Origin of the sequence: Kribbella sancticallisti (assembly GCF_039530625.1) — a bacterium.
GTDB lineage: Bacteria > Actinomycetota > Actinomycetes > Propionibacteriales > Kribbellaceae > Kribbella > Kribbella sancticallisti.
The window spans coordinates 13732-32687 of the sequence record NZ_BAAAOS010000018.1; the positions used below are offsets into that span (position 1 = coordinate 13732).

Sequence of the window (18956 nt, forward strand, 5' to 3'; positions counted from 1 at the left end):
TCGTTATCAGGAGTGCTCGTGAGTTCCTCGGTCGTCACGGCCGTCTCACCGACCCGGCAGGCCCTGCGCCGGGTCCGCCGGGATCGCAGCGCCCGGTTCGGCGCCTGGCTGGTGATCGCGCTGGTCGTGATCGCCGCCGCCGCGCCCTTGCTGGTCAAGTTGGCCGGCCAGGACGCCTACACGTACAACATCGGGTTGCTCGATCCGGCCCGGGGCAACGCACCGCAGGGCGCGCTCGGCGGGGTCAGCGGTGACCACTGGTTCGGGGTGGAGCCGCTGACCGGCCGGGACCTGTTCTCGATCGTGGTGCTCGGCCTCCGGACGTCGCTGTTCATCGCGATCGTGGCCACCGTGATCAGCACCGTGGTCGGCACCCTGGTCGGGATCAGCGCCGCGTACTTCGGTGGCTGGTACGACGCGGTCGTGTCGCGGCTGATGGAGTTCCTCTTCGGCTTCCCCCAACTGGTCTTCATGATTGCCCTGGGCATCATCGTGCCGTCCGGGTTCCCGCGCTGGCTGCTGCTGATCCTGGTGCTGAGCGTGTTCAGCTGGGCCGGACTCGCGCGGCTGATCCGCAACCAGGCCAAGTCACTGGTCAACCGGGAGTTCGTCGAGGCGGCGCGCTCGGTCGGGTCGAGCGGTTGGCACGTGATCGCGCGCGAACTGCTGCCGAACCTGCTCGGGCCGGTGCTGGTGGTCGCGACGATGGCGATTCCGGGTTTCATCGGCGCGGAGGCGGCGTTGTCGTTCCTGGGCGTCGGGGTGCCACCGCCGACCCCGAGTCTCGGCCGCTCGATCAGTGACTCCATCGTCTGGGTCTACACCGGTACCGATCCGTGGTTCCTGGTCTTCCCGGGGATGATGCTGTTCCTCGCCGTGCTCGGGTTCACGCTGCTCGGCGACGGCGTACGGGACGCGTTCGACGTGCGGTTGCGGAGGACCAACTGATGCCCGACGTGGCGTGGTTCGTGGTCCGCCGGCTGTTGGCGACCGTGCTGGTCATGCTCGCTCTGAGCCTGGCCGTCTACCTGATCTTCTACGCGCTCCCGGCCGACCCGGCGCGGCTGGGCTGCGGCAAACCCTGTACTCCGGACCGCCTCGAGCAGGCCCGGCACTTCATGCAACTGGACCAGAGCACCATCCAGCAGTACCTCAACTTCCTCAGGGGAATCGTCGCCGGCCGGACCTTCGGCGAGGGCTCGGCGGCGGTCCAGTGCCAGGCGCCCTGCTTCGGGTACTCCTTCCCGCTGGCGCGACCGGTCACCACGTTGATCCTCGACCGCCTGCCGATCACCGCGTCGATCGCGGCCGGGGCGGCCGTGGTCTGGCTCCTGGTCGGCGTCTCGCTCGGCACCGGTGCCGCGTTGCGCCGGGGCAAGTTGTTCGACCGGGCCGCCGTCGGGTTCGCCCTGATCGGCGTCTCGGCGCCGTCGTTCCTGGTCGGCCTGCTGGCGATCCTGGTCTTCGGGTTCTGGCTGAACATGGTTCCGGTCAACGGGTACGTGCCGCTGACTGAGAGCCCGGTGGACTGGGCCTGGCACCTGATCACTCCGTGGCTGGTGCTCGCCACGCTGTACTCCTCGTCGTACATCCGGCTGACGAGATCGCAGATGCTCGAGGAGATGAACCTCGACCACATCACCACCGCGCGGGCGAAGGGCGCGGGGGAGCGCCGGGTGGTCGTGGTGCACGGGCTGCGCGGGGTGCTGGTGCCGATCGTGACGATCTTCGGACTCGACCTGGGCAGCCTGCTCGGTGGCGCGATCATCACCGAGAAGGTCTTCAGCATGCAGGGCCTCGGCGAGTTGCTGCTCAGCGGCGTCGGCCAGCTGGATGTGGCGGTGGTGGTCGGCGTGACGTTGTTCGCGGCGTTCCTGGTGATCCTGGCGAATCTGGTGGTGGACGTGGTGCACGGAGTGCTCGACCCGAGGGTGAGTCATGGCTGACCGATCCGGCACCGGGCCGGTGCTCGAGGTCCACGACCTGCATGTCACGTTCAGAACCGAGGGCGGTCCCGTACCGGCGGTGGCGGGCATCGACTTCGCCGTCGAGCCCGGGAAGACGCTGGCGATCGTCGGCGAGTCCGGCTCCGGGAAGAGCGTCAGCACCGCGGCCGTGATGGGCCTGCTGCCCGGCAACGCCGAGGTCACGGGAGAGGTCCTGCTCGAAGGTCAGGAGCTTGTTGGCCTGTCCAACGAGGAACTGCGCAAGATCCGCGGCAACGACATCGCGCTGGTCTTCCAGGACGCGCTTTCCGCACTCAACCCGTACTACAGCGTGGGCTGGCAGGTGGCCGAGGCATACCGGCTGCATCACGACGTCTCCAAGAAGGAAGCCCTCAAGCGGGCCGTCCGGATGCTCGACCTGGTCGGCATCCCCTCCGCTCAGCGGCGGGCGAACGACTACCCGCACGAGTTCTCCGGGGGAATGCGGCAGCGGGTGGTGATTGCTATGGCTTTGGTGAACGACCCCAAGGTGCTGATCGCCGACGAGCCGACGACGGCGCTCGACGTCACCGTCCAGGCGCAGATCATGCGGCTGCTCGAGGAGGTGCAGACGGAGTTCGGTACCGCGCTGGTGCTGATCTCGCACGATCTCGGGGTCGTCGCCGAGGTGGCGGACGACGTACTGGTCATGTACGCCGGACGCGCGGCCGAGCGCGGCACCGTACGGGATCTCTTCCACCGCGCGGCACATCCCTACAGCCTCGGGTTGCTCGGCGCGATGCCGCGGGTGGACGTTCCGCCCCGGCCGCGACTCACCACGATCCCGGGCAGTCCGCCGTCGCCTGGCTCGATCGAGACGGGTTGCCCGTTCCAGCCTCGCTGCGCCTACACCGAGCGGGTCGGGGAGCGGTGCATCACCGAGCGCCCCGAGCTCACCCCGCGACCCGGCGAGGGCAACCACGAGGCCGCCTGCCACCTCGGCCGCCGCCCGGAGGTCGCGCTGTGACCGAGGAACTGCTCCGCCTCGACGGAGTCAAGAAGTACTTCGCCCTGGGCGGTTCGCCGATCCGCAGGTCGGTCGCGGTGCGGGCCGTCGACGACGTCGATTTCGTCGTCCGCCGGGGCGAGACCGTCGGCCTGGTCGGGGAGTCCGGCTCGGGCAAGTCCACCCTCGCCCGGGTGGCGACGCGACTCCTCGATCCGACCGCGGGCCGGGTGGAGATCGGCGGCCAGGACGTGACCCGGCTGAAGGGCCGACGGCTGCGCCCGGTTCGTCGCAAGATCCAGATGGTGTTCCAGGATCCGCAGGCCTCGCTCAACCCGCGGCAGTCGGTCGGCACCATCCTGACCACGCCGTTCCGGGCCCAGAAGATCCGCCCGACCCGCGCCCAACTGGTCGAGTTGCTCCGGCAGGTGGGCCTGTCCGAGGAACACCTCGAGCGCTATCCGCACGAGTTCTCCGGCGGTCAACGGCAGCGGATCGGGATCGCGCGAGCCCTTGCGGTGAAGCCTGACCTGCTGGTCTGTGACGAGCCGGTCTCCGCCCTCGACGTGTCGGTCCAGGCGCAGGTGCTGAACCTGCTCGCCGATCTGCGCGACGAGCTCGGCTTGTCGTACGTGCTGGTCGCGCACGACCTGGCCGTGGTCCGGCAGGTCGCCGATCGGGTCGCGGTGATGTACCTCGGCACGATCGTGGAGGAGGGGCCGGCGGCCGAGGTCTACTCGTCACCTGCCCATCCGTACACGCGCGCGCTGCTGTCCGCAGTACCGGTGCCGGAGCCGGGCGCAGTACGCGATCGCATCGTCTTGACCGGTGATGTGCCGACACCGATCGACCCGCCGTCCGGGTGCCCCTTCCGCACCCGGTGCTACAAGGCCGAGGACGTCTGCGCGACGACTCGGCCCGTCCTGGAACCCGTCGCCGGCGCCGAGCACCGCGCCGCGTGCTACTTCCCGGAGCCGCCCACCCCCACCGAACTCTCGAACCCCCCACTGTCGGAGAGGACACCATGAGACGCACCACCCGAGCGGTCGCCGCCGCCGTCGCCCTGGCGCTGGCGGTGACCGCCTGCAACGCCAACGACAAGTCCGCGCCGAGCGGTGGCGGTACCGCGGCCGCCGAGCAGGGCGGCACCTTCCAGGTGCTCACCACCAGCAAGGAGATCAGCCTCGACCCGGCCAAGAGCCAGAACCTGGGCACGAGCACGATCCACCTGGTCCTGCGCGGCCTGACCTCGTGGAAGACCTCGCCCGACAAGGCGGCCGAGCTGGTTCCGGACCTCGCCACCGACACCGGCCAGGTCAGCGACGGCGGCAAGACCTGGACGTACAAGCTCAAGCCCGGACTGAAGTACGCCGACGGCTCGCCGATCGTTGCCGCCGACATCAAGTACGGGGTGGAGCGGTCGTTCGCGCCCGAGCTGTCCGGCGGCCTCGGCTACCACAAGGCGCTGCTGACCGGCGCCGAGAAGTACACCGGACCGTACAAGGGCCAGCAGCTCGCCTCGATCGAGACGCCGGACGACACCACCATCGTCTTCAAGCTGAACAAGCCGTTCGGCGACTGGCCGTGGGTGGTCAGCATGCCGGCCTTCTCGCCGGTGCCGAAGAAGGCCGACACGGACCCGGCGCACTACGGCGAGAAGCCGGTCGCGAGCGGGCCCTACCAGGTGAAGTCGTACGCGCCGGGCTCGAAGCTCGAACTGGAGCGCAACCCGGCGTGGGACAAGGCGACCGACCCGGCCCGGACCGGGCTGCCGGACTCCATCGTGCTCACCATGGGCCTGCAGGCCGACGTCATCAACCAGCGGCTGATCGCCGACGCGGGCGACGACAAGAACGCCGCCACCACCGGTACGTCGGTCCCGGCCGCGCTGATCCCGACCGTGACCGGCAACCCGGCGGTGAAGGCTCGGGTGGCCACCTCGCCGTCCGGTGCGCTGCAGTACCTGGCGATGAACAACAAGCGCCCGGCTCTGTCCAACCCCGAGGTCCGCAAGGCGATCCAGTACGCCGTCGACAAGCAGGCCGTCCAGGTCGCCGAAGGCGGTCCGGAGTTCGGCGGTGAGATCGCCACCACGCTGATCACCCCGGGCATCGACGGTTACTCGAAGTACGACCTGTACCCGGCCCCGCCGCAGGGTGACCCGGAGAAGGCCAAGTCGATGCTCGCCGCGGCCGGCGTGAGCAACCTCAACCTGGTGCTCGCCGCCGACAACGCCACCGGCCTACCGGTCGCCCAGGCGATCCAGCAGGGCTTGAAGCGGGCCGGCATCAACGTCACCATCAAGCCGCTGGAAACCGAGGCGCTGACCGACCTGATCACCGGTCCCAAGGGAGACTACGACCTGACCGTGTCCAGTTGGCTGCCGGACTACCCGAGCGCGCTCGGCAACCTCCAGCCGCTGTTCTCGACGTCGGAGATCGGCAACGGCGGGTACAACGTCTCCCGCTACTCGAACCCGGCGGTCGACACCGCCATCGCCACGGCGACCGCCGAGTCGGACCGGGCGAAGGCCGCCGGTCTGTGGGGTGCCGTCGACAAGCAGATCCTCGCGGACTCCCCGATGGTCCCGCTGATCTACGCCCGCAACGCGTTCCTGCACGGCTCGAAGGTGCAGAACTTCTTCCTGCCCCCCTACCCGCCGTACCCGAACGTCCTGATCGTCGGGCTCAGCAAGTAGTTCCAGGTAACGGGTAGCTCAGGTCCGGCCTTCGGTCTCCTGGGCTTCGAAGAGGGTCGGCTGGGTCTCGGCGTCGAGTCCCCAGTCGGCCCTCATCACCGTGTAGCCGGCCTTCTCGGCCGCGTCGCACACCCTGACGTCGTCATCCACCAGGACCGCGACCGGCCGCTCCTGCGCGAGGGTCCGCAACCGGGCCAGCTTCATCGTCGCGGACGGCCGCCGGTCGTTGTTGCCGCGCATCAGCACCTTCCCGTCAGGGAAGCCGTTGTCCTTCAGCCACTTCAGCGTGTCCCGCCGCAGCCGCTCCGGCCGGCCGGTCAGATAGACGATCTCGTGCTCCGCGCCCAGCGTCGTCGCGACCGCCAGACCCTCGTCGAGCACGGCGTCGTCCTTGGCCCGGGCGAAGAACGAGTCCCAGTCCTTCGGCCTCTTCTCGAGGAAATGGATCCGCCGGCTGGTGTCGGACAAGGTCGCGTCGATGTCCAGTACGGCGTACGGGCGTTGGTCGGCAGGCACACCGCATCATCTCAGCCGGCCGGCCTCCCAGGTACTCCGGTCGATCGCGTACTCGACCTCGCCGTGCTCGGTGCCGGGCAGCGGGTCGTCGAAGTGCTCGTGGAAGACCCGGACGAAGCGCAGCCCCGACTTCACCATCACCCGGCGGGACTTGGTGTTGACGGCCATCGTGTCCGCGACCACCCGCTCCGTCCCGAGCTCGGTGAACGCCTTCGCGACCAGCGCGCGGGTGCCCTCGGTGGCATAGCCCCGGCTCCAGGCCTCGCGATTCAGCCGGTAGCCGACGTCGACCGTGCCGGCTGTCGCGGTCGGCAGCAACCCGAACCAGCCGAGGAACCGCCCGGTCGCCTTCTCGTGCACCGCGAACGTCCCCAGCCCGGGATGCGTCTCGTACCGCGCCAGGATCTCCGGCAGCACCTTCTGCTCGATCTCCTCCCGGGGCGTCGGCTGACCGGTCAGGAACCGCATCACCTCAGGATCGGAGTCCAGCTCCACCAGCGACTCGACATCCCCCGCGGTGAACCGCCGCAGGACCAGCCGCTCGGTCTCCAGATAGACGTCCATGCGGTGATCCTCGCGGGCGCCGGGCGGCCCTTCAACTCGATTTGGTGTTCGAATGGCGGGCAACCGGGGGGTTGTGGGTGTGTTGGTTGGGAGATGTCGGCGGGGCGGGTTAGCGTTCTCGCGCGATGAACGACTCGATCACCTTTCTGCACAGTTCCGACTGGCAGCTGGGCATGATGCGCCGGTTCCTGGGGCCGGACGGTCAAGCTCGGTGGGCTCAGGCGCGACTGGACGCCGTCATGCGGATCGGGGCCGTCGCGAAGGACACCGGCGCGGCGTTCGTGGTGGTGACCGGGGACGTGTTCGAGCACAACCAGGTCGAGCGGCAGACGATCTTGCGTGCTTGTGAAGCGCTGAAGCGGATCGAGGTGCCGGTGGTGCTGCTGCCGGGCAACCACGACGCGCTCGAGCCGGGCTCGCTCTGGTCGTCGGCGCAGTGGCTCGGCCACGCGCCCGACCACGTCCGGGTCGTCACCGACAGCCTGCCGTTCGAGATCGTGCCGGGCGTCGAGATCGTCGGCGCCCCGTGGCGATCGCGACGGCCGCTGTCGGACCCCGCCGCCCCCGGGTACTCCGAACTGTCGCCGGCTCCGGCTGGAACGACCAGGATCCTGCTCGCGCACGGGCAGTTGACCAGCCTCAGCGGCGGCATGTCCGACGTACCGACGATCGACCAGGCGGCGCTCGAAGCGGCCGTGGCCGACGGGCGGCTGCACTACGTCGGGCTCGGGGACAGGCACTCCACCACCGAGGTCACGGACCGAATCTGGTTCTCCGGGACGCAGGAGGTCACCGCGCCCGAGGAGACCCACCCGGGCAACGTCCTCAAGGTGACGCTCGACGCTGCCGGTATCGAGGTCGAGCCGGTCCGGGTCGGCGCCTGGCACATGGTCGAGCACCACGCCGAGTTGTACGACGAGGAGTCGATCACGGCGCTGGAGGACTGGTTCGCCGAGCTTCCGGAGAAGGAGCGGACCTACGTCCGGCTCGCGGCCGACGGGTCGTTGCCGCTGCCGCTGCTGAGCCGGCTGGACGCGATGGTCGACGCGCAGGGCGAGGTGTTCGCCAGCGTCGAGCGGTGGGCGAAGTTCTGGACCGTCCGGCCCGCACCGGACGCCGCGGATCTGGACGCGTTGCAGTTGAGCGGGCCTGCCCGGGCCGCGATGGAGGAGTTGCGCCAGGCGCTGGCCGGTGGCGACGAGAGCGCGGGCGCCGCGCTCACCCTGATGCACAGACTGGCCCGGGACGCGGGATGAGGCTGCATCGCCTGACGCTGCGGAACTTCCGCGGCGTCCAAGACCGTACTGTCGACCTTCCTGCAATCGGTACCACAGTCATCGTCGGCGACAACGAGGTCGGCAAGTCCAGCCTGGTCGAGGCGTTCGCGCTCGTCTTCGACTTCCCGGACGACTCGAAGTCGACCCGGATCCGCGACGTCCAGCCGGTCGGCCAGGACGTCGCCCCCGAGGTGACCGTCGAGCTGACCCTGGGCGGCCGGGAGCTCACCTACACCAAGCGCTGGCTGAAGAACCGCTCCACCGAGCTGTCCATCGTCGACGCGGACGGCCGCCGGCAGACCTGGACCGGCCGCGAGGCGCACAACGAGGCCGAGCGGCTGTTCGCCGAGAACGTGGATCCCGTGCTCTGGCAGACGTTGATGGTCGGCCAGGGCCAGTCGCTCGTACTGCCGACCCCCGCCGACGCCGAGCCGCTGATCACCGCGGTGACCGCGGAATCCGGTACTCCGGTGGACGGCGCCTCGATGCCACTCGTCATCGCCGTCGAGCACGAGTACCTGCGGTACTGGACCCGTGGCGGTCGTCCGACCGGAGAGTTCGCCAAGTCCGCCCAGTACGTCGCGGCGGCCGAGCTCGCCGCCGAGCAGGCGCTGAAGGCGATGGACGAGGTGGTCGCCGACATCCGTCGCGCCGAGCGGCTCGCCCTCGACCTGGCCGACCTGTCCGGACGGCTGGAGGCCCACCTCGAGTCCGTCGAGGACCTGCGCGAACGCAAGAAGGCGACCGACGAGATCCTGCTCCGGCGGGACTCGATCAGGAGCCGGGCGGAGACGGCCCGCGCGCGGCTGGAGAACCACACCCGCACCCGGCTCGAACGGGAACGCCTGCTCGCCGAGGTGGACCAGTTCACCAAGGCCGACACGGAGCTCGCCGAGCGCCGGAAGGACGCGGAGACGGTGGCTCGCAAGGCGGCCGAGATCGTGCACGCCGCCGAGGCCGCGCTCGCGGAGGTCGTCGAGCTGAAGGACGAGCGGCGCGCCGAGGTCCAGGACGTGGAGCGGCTCGTCACCTCGCTGATGGATCGCGCCGAGCTCGACCGGTTGCTGGGGCAGCAGGCCGAGCTGGTCGACGTACGGGCTCGGATCGCGGCGGCGGGGGCGGTGCTGGACGCGATCTCGGTGGACGATGCGGTCGTCATCGCGCTGGAGGACGCTCGGGCGAAGCTGGTGGAAGCCCGCGCGGCGCTGGCGGCCGGAGTACCGGAGGTTCTCGTACGGCGTACCGGGGCAGAGGCGGTCTCGTTGTCGGGGACCGGGCTGGACGCTGGGTCCGGCAAGAAGGTGCCTGCTTCGTTGTCGGAAGACGGCGAGGTGGAGTTGCTGGTCTCGGGCGAGCTGGTGATCGGCGTACCAGGACAGGTCGAGGTCAAGGTGCGTGCGGGTGGTGAGGCTGCCACTTTGCGGGCGGTCGTGGACGAGGCGGTGCGGCGCGAGAAGGACCTGCTGAAGAAGGCGCGGGTCAAGGACCTGCCGGCCGCGCGGGAGTTGTTGCGCAAGAGCGATCAGGCGTCCGCGGAGTTGCAGGAGGCTCGGCGCACGGAGCGGTCGTTGACCGCGGGTGGCGACCCGGCGGAGCGGATCGCAGTACTGGCGGCGCGGCTCGGGGTTGTCGATGGCGAAGAGCCGGCCGAGGAGCCGTCGGCCAAGCAGGCCGCGGTCGAGAGCGTGCCGGGGCAGATGTCGCTGTTCGAGCAGTTCGAGCCGGACGAGAACGCCTTCGACTTCGAGGATCTGGAGATTCCGGAGCCGGTCGAGATCGGCGAGCTCCCGGTCGCGCAGCGGCGGCTGGACAGTGCGCGGGCTGGTTTGGCTGAGGCCGAGCGGTTGCTCCGGGACGCGGAGTTCGCGGCCGCGCAGGCGCGGAAGGCGGCGGACGAGGACCGGTCGGAGGCCCAGCAGGCTCGTGCGCGATCGGAGTTGGCGGCGGAGCGGTTGGCCGCTGCTGTGGAGGCTTTGGAAGCTGCCCGGGCCGTTCTGGATGACGAAGGCGTCGAGGCTGCTGAGATCGAGGCGACGACTGAGGTCGAGGCGGTGCTCGAGGAGTTGACCGCAGTCCAGGAGCAGGTCGATGCTGCCGGGGCCGATGAGGTCGCGGGGGAGTTGGCGGATGCTCTGGCTGTCGCGACCAGACTGCAAGGGGAGCGCGATGTGCTGCGGGACTCCTTGCGGACCACCGAGGGCCGGCTGGAGCAGTCGGGCCGGGATGGACTCGCCACCCGCCGGGACACGGCCGAGCTGGATCTGGCCGCGATCCGAGCGGAGCACGAGGCGCTGAAGCGGCGGGCGGACGCCGCGCGACGGGTCCACGAGACCCTCGGCCGGCATCGCGCCGAGGCCCAGACGAAGTACTCCGAGCCGTTGCAGACCCGGATCGAGTCCCTCGGCCGCAGCGTCTACGGCCCGTCGTTCCGGGTCTGGCTGGACGACGACCTGGCCGTCGCCGAACGCGAACTGGACGGCGCCCGCCTCCGCGTCGAGGCGCTGTCCACCGGCGCCCAGGAACAGCTCGCGATCATCACCCGGCTGGCCATCAGCCACCTGGTCAGCACCGGCGCGGGCAGCGTCCCGGTCATCTTCGACGACGCCCTCGGCTGGTCCGACAAGGCCCGCCTCCGCGACATGGGCGCCCTCCTCGGCCGCGCCGGCGACCACGGCCAGGTCATCATCCTCACCTGCATGCCCGACCGCTACGAATACGTCCCCCGAGCCACCTTCATCAAGCTCGACTCCTAGTCCGCCGGCCGTCTGGCCATGTTGACCATCAGGCCATGTTGACCATCAGGCCATATTGATCAGGGTGGCGGTGGAGAGGGTTGGCTGGGTGGCGCCGGGCTTGTCCTCGATGGTGAGGCCGAGGGCGATCTTGTCGGCGATGCCGCCCTGGATGAGTTTGGACTGGTCACCGGCCACGGCTCCGCTGGCGAGGCCCGCGGAGTGCATGGTGCGGGACTTGTCCATCAGCCAGAGCTGGTAGGTCTTGTCGTCCGGGAGCTTCGGGAGGCCGTGGAGGAGGACGATCGCCCGGTCCTTGCTCGGGGACATCACTACCGCGGCCTGGCCGCCGCCCCGGATGTCGCCGCGTACGGTCTGGGCGTCCGGCTCCGCCAGGAGGGCCGCGAGTTGCTCGTTCTCCTGCCGGGTCCGGGAGTTGTCGCGGTACTGGTCGATCGCGATGCCGCCCGCGCCGGCGACTGCCAGGCCGGCTGCGGCGAGGCTGAAGAAGGAGCGGCGGCTGAAGCCCTTGCGCGTCGCCGGGACCTGCGGGGCGGTGGGCGGTGCCTCCTGCCTGACCAGTGGGTGGAGCTGCCGGGTGGTGGCGATCTCGGCCATCACTCGCGCCTTCAACGCGGGCGGCGGCTCGGTGGCGACCGCAGTACCGAGTTTGTTGGCGGCTTCGCGGAGTTCGGCGACCTCGGCCGAGCAGGACTGGCAGTCGGCCAGGTGGGCCTCGAAGCCGACCCGCTCGTCCTCGGGTAGCGCATTCAGTACGTAGGGACCGGTGAGCGCGTGCACTTCCGGTGTCGTCATGGCCCTCACCTCCCCGTCACACCCAGGCAGTCGCGCAGCCGGATCAGGCCGTCGCGCATCCGCGCTTTGATCGTCGCGAGCTTCGCGTCCAGCAACTCCGCCACTTCGCGGTACGAGTATCCGCCGTAGTAGGCCAGCGTCACCGACTCCCGCTGCAGTTCGGTCAGCGAGGACAGACAGTGCCGGACCTGCTCGACCTCGAGGTTCGTGGTCACCGTCTCGGCGACCTCGTCGTACTCCGTGGTGGAACTGGCCGCCGCGACCGCCTGCTCGCGGTCGGTGGAGGACTGCTCGGAGCGGACCCGGTCGATCGCCCGGCGGTGCGCCATCGTCAGGACCCACGAGGTGAGCGAGCCGCGGTCGGCGTCGTACCGGGTGGCGGTGCGCCAGATCTCGACCATCACCTCCTGGGTCACCTCCTCGGACTGGGCCGGGTTGCGCAGCACCCGCCGGATCAGGCCGTAGACGCGGGGCGCCATCAGGTCGTAGAGCTCGGCGAAGGCGTCCGAGTCACCCCGGGCCACCCTCGCCATCAGATCGGCCGGCGTACCGGCGGCGGTATCGACCACCACAGGCCACGGCAGGGCCGTCGACTCCTCGGTCACAGGTCGAGTCCTCCGCTTCGGTGGAAACTGGTCGGAAGATCTTCGGAGCCGGGGCATGGGCGGATGGGTCAGCGCAGGACGCGATCGGGTGCGCTGTAGATCACACAGCGCTCGCCGCGGGTGAAGCCCGCCAGCGTGACGTCGAACCGGCGGGCCAGGTCGACGGCGAGGCTGGAGGGTGCGCCGACGGCGACGACCAGGCCGAGCCCGGCGGCCACCGCCTTCTGGATGATCTCGTAGCCCATCCGGCCGCTCACGACCAGTGCCAGGCTCTTGCGGCTGTGCTGGTTCAGGACGGTCCAGCCGACCACCTTGTCGACGGCGTTGTGCCGCCCGACGTCCTCTCGCACGACGACCTTCTCCCCGGCAGGAGTGAAGAGCCCGGCCGCATGCAGCCCGCCGGTCCGCCCGAACGTCGGCTGAGCCTCCCGCAGCAACTCAGGCAACCGCAGTACGACGTCCAGCGGCACCGCCACCGGGTCCACCGGGTCGTAGTTTCGCTCGGCGAGATCGTCGAGGCTCTGCTGGCCGCACACCCCGCACGCGGTGGAGGTCACGCCGTACCGCTGGGGTGGTTCGCGGTCGGGCGGCCCGTCGAACGTCACGGTGACCGTGTTGAACTGCTGCTCCGGGGTGAGCTCCACATCCGTGCAGTAGGCGACCGTCGAGATCGCGCCCGGCCGTACCGCGAACCCCTCGCCGAGGCAGAACCCCGCAGCGAGCTCGAAGTCGTTGCCCGGGGTCCGCATCGTCACGACCAGCGGCTCCGGCGGGCGGCCGGGCCACTCCAGACGCAGCTCGAGCGGTTCCTCGGTGACCACCAGGTCCTCACGCCGGGACGTCGTGCTGCCGTCCTGGATCTCGACCTTGAAGCGCGTGGTGGGGCCCTTGCTCATGACTCCAAGTTAGATCGTCAGGCCCAGTCGCGCCGGGCGGCGAGCCAGTCGAGGAAGGTCCAGGCGTACAGACGCTGGTGCCGCCGGAGCTCCAGGGTGGTGCCGAGCGGGGGCGGCGCGTCCAGTTTGTCGAGGAAGTAGAGGGCGATGATCGCTGTCGCGGAGTCGAGATCGTCAGCCGGTATTCCGGCCGTCAGCGGGCTCGCCTCGATCGCGGCGGCGGTGTCGATGCCGTCGCGGTGGGCCAACGGGAGCAGGCCGACCCAGTCGAACCACGGCGGGCCGAGGGAGAGCCAGTTCCAGTCGACGGTCCAGCACTGGTTGGTGGCGTCCATCAGCAGGTTGTCGGGCCGGAGGTCGCCGTGGATGGCCGCCGTACCGCGGAGCGCGTGCGGGTGAAGATCGGCAAGGTCCTGGAGTTCCCGGAGCCGGTCGCCGAGCCAGGGCTGGAAGCCGTCGGGGAGCGGCCTGCGGCCGGCGATGATGTCGGCGGCCAGTTGGTCGGGGAAGTCGGGGTCGCCGATGATGTCCGCGAAGGAGACCAGATCGGCGAACGGGCTCGGGGTCAGTGCGGCCGCCATCACCTCACAGTTCGCGGTGACCGCCTGGAAGTCGCCGGGAGTCCACGGTTGGCCGGGCATCCTGGCGACGAGCCGCTCGGCGGCCACGGCGAACCACTTCGTGTCGCCGTCGGTCGCGTGAGCCGTCGCCACGATCCGTGGAACCCGTACCGCGGGCGGCAGTTGCGGCACGATCTCGGCCTCGCGCTGGTAGGCCGTGTAGGCGTGCATCGGATCGTCGGCGGCCTTCACGAACACCTCGCGGCCGTCCGCCAGCCTCAGCGGCGCCGCGAAACCGCCGGTGAAGCCGGACCCCACCGACGGGCCGGCCTCGACGATGTCGGTGCCGAGGGCAACGGCCAGTGCCTCCTGGAGGCCCGCCGGGAGAGCGCTCCACGAGGGCCTGGCCGAGGTGGCGGTGTAGTCGACGTCGGGTGGTCCGCTCATGACGTCACCCTAGAGGCGTGGCCCTGCTTGGTTCGCCTGGTTTTCGGCGGTGCTGCCACCGCCCGGATCGGCACCCGGCTACGGTGCGGGGGTGGATGGATCCGTGGCCCTGGAAGTGCTTGATCTGGTGGGGATCTTCGTGTTCGGGATCACCGGCGCGCTGGTCGGGGTCCGGAAGAAGCTGGACGTGTTCGGGATCCAGGTGCTGGCGATGGTGACCGGGCTGGGCGGCGGGTTCATCCGGGACGTGCTGATCGGCGCACTGCCGCCCGCGGCGCTGGTCGACTGGCGGTATCTGGTGGTGCCGGTGGTCGCCGGGCTGCTCACGTTCTTCCTGCATCCGGGGATCGAGCGGCTGGAGCGGCTGGTGAACATCTTCGACGCCGCCGGGCTCGCGCTGTTCTGCGTGACGGGTGCCCGGAAGGCGCTCGACTTCGGCCTGCCGCCGCTCTCGGCCGCGCTCGTCGGCACGATCTCCGGGATCGGCGGTGGCGTCATCCGAGACGTGCTCTCCGGCCGCGTTCCCGTAGTACTGCGCAGCGAGATCTACGCGACGCCCGCCTTCCTCGGGGCCGGGATCGTCGTGGTCGCGGACGAGGCGCACCTCGACGCGCCCTGGGTCGCGCTGGCGGCGGCAGTCGTGTGCTTCGTGATCCGCCTTCTCGCGATCCGCCGCGGCTGGAACGCGCCGCTTCCGCGGATGCCCTAGCTCGCCTGTCGCAGGGCCTCGATGGTCCAGTCGTAGATCGGCGTGAGGTGCTCCGGCGGAGCCCAGCCGTTGATGGTGGCGAGCAGTTCCAGATAGCGCTCTCTCCGCGGATCCCGGGCGCTCTCCAGGATCGAGAGCAGCCGCTGCGCGGCCTCGCGCAGGTCTGCCTGGGCGACAGTCCGAGCGAAGTTGTTCAGCAGCTGAGCGACCAGCGGGCTCGCTTCGGGTGAGGTGGGCGAGAGGCCGGCGGTGACAGCGGGCGCGGCCAGGGCCTGGACGGCCGCGACCGGGTCGGCTTGGAGGCCGCTGATCGGGTACTGAGTGGTGAGGCGGCGCAGATCGGTGCGGAAGGTCTCGTCCTGAAGAAGCTTGGTCAGTTCGAGCCAGGCATCAAGCTGGGCCGGTGTCGGGTCGTCGGGCAGTTCCGGGGTGAGCGTGTTTCTGGCGGCGCGTAGTTCCGGGCGGTCGGCGAAGACGGTGTCCAGAAAGTCGTCGACCAGCAGACGCCGCTCGTCGGCGGACAGCTTGGCAAGGCTGTGCATGCGTTCCAGCTCCTCAGGATTGGACCCGCGGGCGGCGACGGCCGTCAGAATCGCGCGGTGAAGGCGCAGAGTCCGGATCTGAACCGCGAGCGCCTCAGCGTGCGCGGCAGCGACATCCGAGAGCGCGATCTCGCGATCCAGCACCCGCCGAATCGTCGCCAGGTCCAGACTGAGCTCCCGCAGGGTGCGGATCAGCTCGAGCCGGGCGACAGCGGCCAGGTCGTAGCGGCGGTAGCCGGCGGGCGTACGGGCGATCGGTGGCACCAGCCCAGCGTCGGAGTAGTACCGAACAGTCCTGACGGCCAGCCCACTCCGCCGCGCCAGCTCACCGATCGAGTAGTTCACGCATCCACCCTCACGTCTCCACCCACTGGAGACTCAAGGGTCAATTGTGGGCGAAGCGGGTGCGGGGCCGGGCGAAGGTCACTGAGACGCTCGCGATCAGGGCGCAGCTGATGCCGATGGTGACTGGGACCCAGTAGGCGGTGGAGGCGCCCCAGATGTCTACGGCGTGGCCGGCGGCTGCGTTGCCGGGGGCAACGCCGAGGAGCAGGCCGGTGACGGTCCAGGTGATCGCCTCGGTGAGGCGTTGGGGCGGCACCCATTCCTCGACGCAGGCGGTGACGGCGACCAGCGTCGGGGCGATCGTCAGGCCGGCGCCGAAGAGGACCGCGCCGAGGGCGACGATGTTGCCGACCCACGGCAGCGGAGCCAGCGTGATGGCCAGGGCGATGGTCCCGATCAGCAACCGGCGCTCGACCGGCGCCCGCCAGTGCACCGAGCCGTACCAGAGCCCCGCCAGCAGGCTTCCAAGCGCCCACACAGCCAGTACTACGCCCGACATGCCCGGCTGGCCCTCCTCGGCGGTGAAGGCGACGGTGACCACCTCAGCGCTGCCCAGGGTGGCTCCGAGTCCGAGGCCGATGATGCTGAGCAGGAGCAACGAGAGCCAGGGGAGTGGCGCCTTCTCCCGGCCGTCCGACCTCCCGCGCCCGGGAGGGTCGGAAGCCCGCAGAGCAGCGAGCCAGATCCCACCGCCCAGTCCGAGGACGCCGGCCGACGCCAGGGCGGCGTACGGGCTGACCTGGGTGGCCAGGGCGGTGACCAGGACCGGGCCGACGATGAAGACGACCTCGTCGCCGACCGCTTCGAGCGCGAAGGCGGTCTGAAGAGCGCGGCCGCGGCCGAGCAGATGCGTCCAGCGGGCCCGGACGAACGAGCCGACCTGCGGACGGGTGCCCCCGGCAACGAACGACACGGCGTACATGACCCAGGTCGGGGCGTCAGCGCGGACCGCGAGGAGGAGGCCGGCCAGCGCGATCGTGCACAGCACGGTGCCGACGAGCAGCAGCAGACGCTGGCCGAAACGGTCGACGAGGCGGCCCTGGATCGGTCCGGTGAGCGCTCCCGCGACCACCGCGACACCGGAGACCGCACCGGCCAGGCCGTACGAGTCGGTCTCGCGCGCGATCAGGATGACGATGCCCAGGCCGATCATCGAGATCGGCATACGCCCGACGATCCCGGCGACGAAGAAGGCACGAGCGCCGGGCCGGCGCATGAGGTGTACGTAAGGCTTGAGCATAGGAAACCGTGCTCACCCTAGCTTCATCCAGGGGGACCACGCGCACTCGATTGCAGTGAGCCTGAGAACATCGTTGTATGCCCGTCGAGCTGACGCCTGATCCATCTCCTGATCCAACCCCGTACGACGCCGTCCTGCTGCTCTCCTTCGGTGGTCCCGAGAAGGCCGAGGACGTCTTGCCCTTCCTGCAGAACGTCACCCGCGGCCGCGGGATCCCGGACGAGCGGCTGAAGGAGGTCGGCGAGCACTACTACTCCTTCGGCGGCCGGAGCCCGATCAACGACCAGAACCGGGAACTGCTCCGGGCGCTCCGGGACTCCTTCGACGAGATCGGCCTCGAGCTGCCGATCTACTGGGGCAACCGCAACTGGGCGCCGTACCTGACGGACACGCTGCGCCAGATGACAGCCGACGGCGTACGGCGTGCTGTGGTGATCGTCACCAGCGCCTACCCCTCGTACTCCGGCTGCCGGCAGTACCGCGAGAACCTGGCCGACGCGACCGCCGCCGTCGAGGGTGCTCCGGTGATCGACAAGCTGCGCCACTACGCCAACCACCCGGGTTTCGTCGGCTCGTTCATCGAGTCCACGGCCGAGGCCCTGAGCGAGCTCCCCGAAGGCTCCGCGATCGCCTACGTGACGCACTCCATCCCGACCTCGATGAACGCGACCAGCGGCCCCGACGGCAACGGCTACGTCACCTGGCACCAGGACGTCGCCGCCGAGATCACCGCGGAGCTGGAGCGCCGGACCGGCACCGAGCGCCGGACGGACCTCGTCTACTGCTCACGCTCAGGCCCGCCGCAGGTGCCGTGGCTCGAGCCGGACGTGAACGATCACCTGGAGGAGTTGGCCGCCGCCGGCGTACCGGGAGTGGCCGTCGTACCGATCGGGTTCGTCAGCGACCACATGGAGGTCATCTACGACCTCGACACCGAGGCCGCGGCGACCGCCAAGAAGCTCGGCCTGCCGATGGCCCGGGCGGCCACCCCCGGCACCGACTCGCGGTTCGTGGCGATGCTGCGCGACCTGGTCGTCGAGCGGGCCGCCGCCGAGCGGGGCGAGCAGCCGCCGCGTCCGTGTGCCGGCCAGCTCGGCCCGGGCTGGGACAACTGCCGCCCCGACTGCTGTCCGGCTCCTCGCCGCCCCGGAGCCTCCGCATCCCCCGAATCAGCCGCACCGGCAGCGAAGGAACCTGCATGAGCTCCGAGAACCCCCAGGACCTGCTGAAGCTGGCGGTCGAGGTCGCCACCGAGGCGGCCCAGCTGATCGTCGAGCGCCGCCGCGGCACCATCACGGTGGCCGACACGAAGAGCACGGCGACCGACATCGTCACGGCCGTCGACCGGGAGTCCGAGGAGCTGATCCGGGCCCGGGTGCTGGCCGCCCGCCCGGACGACTCGTTCCTGGGCGAGGAGGGCGACGACGTGAACGGCTCGAGCGGCGTCCGCTGGGTGGTCGACCCGATCGACGGCACGGTGAACTACCTGTACGACCTCCCGACATACGCGGTCTCGATCGCGGTCGAGTACGACGGCCAGACCGTGGCCGGGGTGGTCGTGGACGCGCCGAAGGGCGAGGTGTTCACCGCGACGCTCGGCGGCGGCGCCTTCGCCGACGGCCGGCCGATCCGGGTCTCGGACTGCCCGGACCTGAGCAAGGCGCTGGTCGGCACCGGGTTCGGCTACGACCCGGACCGGCGGCTGGTGCAGGCCGAGGTGGTCCAGCAGTTGATCGCCCAGGTCCGCGACATCCGCCGGATCGGGGTCGGCGCGATCGACCTGTGCTACGTCGCCTGCGGACGGCTGGACGCGGTCTACGAGCGGGGGCTGAACCCGTGGGACTACGGCGCCGGCGCCCTGATCGCGGCCGAGGCCGGCGCGACCGTCGGCGGGATCGACGGAGCCCCCGTCTCGCCGGAGATGTCGATCGCCGCGACCCCCGCTGTGTTCGGCCCGTTGCACGCTGCTCTCGCTGCCGCGAATCCGCTCAGATCCTGAAACTGCTCGTTAGTGCGCGCTAGTGCACACTAATGAGCAATTCACTGTTCGGTCCTGTCTCAATCCGCGACACGCAGGC

General features: G+C 70.1%; 18 protein-coding genes. 10 read left to right on the top strand and 8 right to left on the bottom strand.

Features of this window, described 5'->3' with window-relative positions; all coding sequences use genetic code 11:
* The first annotated feature begins 18 nt into the window (after window positions 1-18).
* From ABD255_RS10455 to ABD255_RS10475, 5 genes are read left to right on the top strand one after another with little or no spacing between them, the layout of a single operon-like run.
* Window positions 19-948 (top strand): ABC transporter permease, encoded by a 930-nt coding sequence (locus ABD255_RS10455; protein WP_344212378.1) that lies wholly within the window; start codon window positions 19-21, stop codon window positions 946-948.
* Window positions 948-1946, top strand: coding sequence for an ABC transporter permease (locus ABD255_RS10460; protein ID WP_344212380.1), 999 nt, complete (start codon window positions 948-950; stop codon window positions 1944-1946). The genes ABD255_RS10455 and ABD255_RS10460 overlap by 1 nt, the downstream gene beginning before the upstream one ends.
* Window positions 1939-2952 carry an ABC transporter ATP-binding protein gene (locus ABD255_RS10465; RefSeq protein WP_344212382.1) on the top strand — a complete coding sequence of 338 codons (1014 nt, stop codon included), beginning with the start codon at window positions 1939-1941 and terminating at the stop codon, window positions 2950-2952. The genes ABD255_RS10460 and ABD255_RS10465 overlap by 8 nt, the downstream gene beginning before the upstream one ends.
* Window positions 2949-3959, top strand: coding sequence for an ABC transporter ATP-binding protein (locus ABD255_RS10470; RefSeq protein ID WP_344212384.1), 1011 nt, complete (start codon window positions 2949-2951; stop codon window positions 3957-3959). The genes ABD255_RS10465 and ABD255_RS10470 overlap by 4 nt, the downstream gene beginning before the upstream one ends.
* Window positions 3956-5629, top strand: a complete 1674-nt coding sequence (locus tag ABD255_RS10475) for an ABC transporter substrate-binding protein (RefSeq protein WP_344212387.1) — start codon at window positions 3956-3958, stop codon at window positions 5627-5629. Before ABD255_RS10470 ends, ABD255_RS10475 begins: the two co-directional genes overlap by 4 nt.
* 18 nt (window positions 5630-5647) lie before the next feature.
* On the opposite strand, the gene ABD255_RS10480 is transcribed toward ABD255_RS10475, so the two are convergent.
* Window positions 5648-6145, bottom strand: a complete 498-nt coding sequence (locus tag ABD255_RS10480; RefSeq protein ID WP_344212389.1) for a phosphatase domain-containing protein — start codon at window positions 6143-6145, stop codon at window positions 5648-5650.
* A gap of 6 nt (window positions 6146-6151) precedes the next feature.
* Window positions 6152-6709: a GNAT family N-acetyltransferase gene (locus ABD255_RS10485; protein WP_344212391.1), complete on the bottom strand. Its 558-nt coding sequence runs from the start codon at window positions 6707-6709 to the stop codon at window positions 6152-6154.
* 125 nt (window positions 6710-6834) lie between these two features.
* On the opposite strand from ABD255_RS10485, the gene ABD255_RS10490 reads away from it, so the two are divergent.
* Window positions 6835-7965, top strand: coding sequence for a metallophosphoesterase family protein (locus ABD255_RS10490; RefSeq protein WP_344212393.1), 1131 nt, complete (start codon window positions 6835-6837; stop codon window positions 7963-7965).
* Window positions 7962-10739, top strand: coding sequence for an AAA family ATPase (locus ABD255_RS10495; protein ID WP_344212395.1), 2778 nt, complete (start codon window positions 7962-7964; stop codon window positions 10737-10739). Before ABD255_RS10490 ends, ABD255_RS10495 begins: the two co-directional genes overlap by 4 nt.
* Window positions 10740-10784: 45 nt before the next feature.
* On the opposite strand, the gene ABD255_RS10500 is transcribed toward ABD255_RS10495, so the two are convergent.
* The 4 genes from ABD255_RS10500 to ABD255_RS10515 form a co-directional block, all read right to left on the bottom strand.
* Window positions 10785-11534 (bottom strand): anti-sigma factor, encoded by a 750-nt coding sequence (locus tag ABD255_RS10500; RefSeq protein ID WP_344212397.1) that lies wholly within the window; start codon window positions 11532-11534, stop codon window positions 10785-10787.
* Between the two features lie 5 nt (window positions 11535-11539).
* A complete protein-coding gene (locus ABD255_RS10505; protein WP_344212399.1) occupies window positions 11540-12139 on the bottom strand; it encodes a sigma-70 family RNA polymerase sigma factor in 600 nt (199 codons plus the stop codon).
* Window positions 12140-12207: 68 nt separating this feature from the next.
* Window positions 12208-13035, bottom strand: a complete 828-nt coding sequence (fdhD, locus tag ABD255_RS10510; protein WP_344212401.1) for a formate dehydrogenase accessory sulfurtransferase FdhD — start codon at window positions 13033-13035, stop codon at window positions 12208-12210.
* Window positions 13036-13052: 17 nt separating this feature from the next.
* Complete coding sequence (locus tag ABD255_RS10515; RefSeq protein WP_344212403.1) at window positions 13053-14042, bottom strand: phosphotransferase family protein; 990 nt, start codon at window positions 14040-14042, stop codon at window positions 13053-13055.
* A 91-nt stretch (window positions 14043-14133) separates the two neighbouring features.
* Here ABD255_RS10515 and ABD255_RS10520 point away from each other — a divergent pair, with 91 nt between their 5' ends.
* Entirely contained in the window at window positions 14134-14751 is a 618-nt protein-coding gene (locus tag ABD255_RS10520) for a trimeric intracellular cation channel family protein (RefSeq protein WP_344212405.1), read from the top strand.
* On the opposite strand, the gene ABD255_RS10525 is transcribed toward ABD255_RS10520, so the two are convergent.
* Window positions 14748-15638, bottom strand: coding sequence for a MerR family transcriptional regulator (locus ABD255_RS10525; RefSeq protein WP_344212407.1), 891 nt, complete (start codon window positions 15636-15638; stop codon window positions 14748-14750). The genes ABD255_RS10520 and ABD255_RS10525 overlap by 4 nt on opposite strands.
* Before the next feature lie 40 nt (window positions 15639-15678).
* Window positions 15679-16854: an MFS transporter gene (locus ABD255_RS10530; RefSeq protein ID WP_344212409.1), complete on the bottom strand. Its 1176-nt coding sequence runs from the start codon at window positions 16852-16854 to the stop codon at window positions 15679-15681.
* A gap of 101 nt (window positions 16855-16955) precedes the next feature.
* Between ABD255_RS10530 and ABD255_RS10535 the strand changes: the two genes are divergently transcribed.
* Window positions 16956-18080, top strand: coding sequence for a ferrochelatase (locus tag ABD255_RS10535; RefSeq protein ID WP_344212411.1), 1125 nt, complete (start codon window positions 16956-16958; stop codon window positions 18078-18080).
* Window positions 18077-18877: an inositol monophosphatase family protein gene (locus tag ABD255_RS10540; protein WP_344212413.1), complete on the top strand. Its 801-nt coding sequence runs from the start codon at window positions 18077-18079 to the stop codon at window positions 18875-18877. Before ABD255_RS10535 ends, ABD255_RS10540 begins: the two co-directional genes overlap by 4 nt.
* The last annotated feature ends 79 nt before the right edge of the window (window positions 18878-18956 follow it).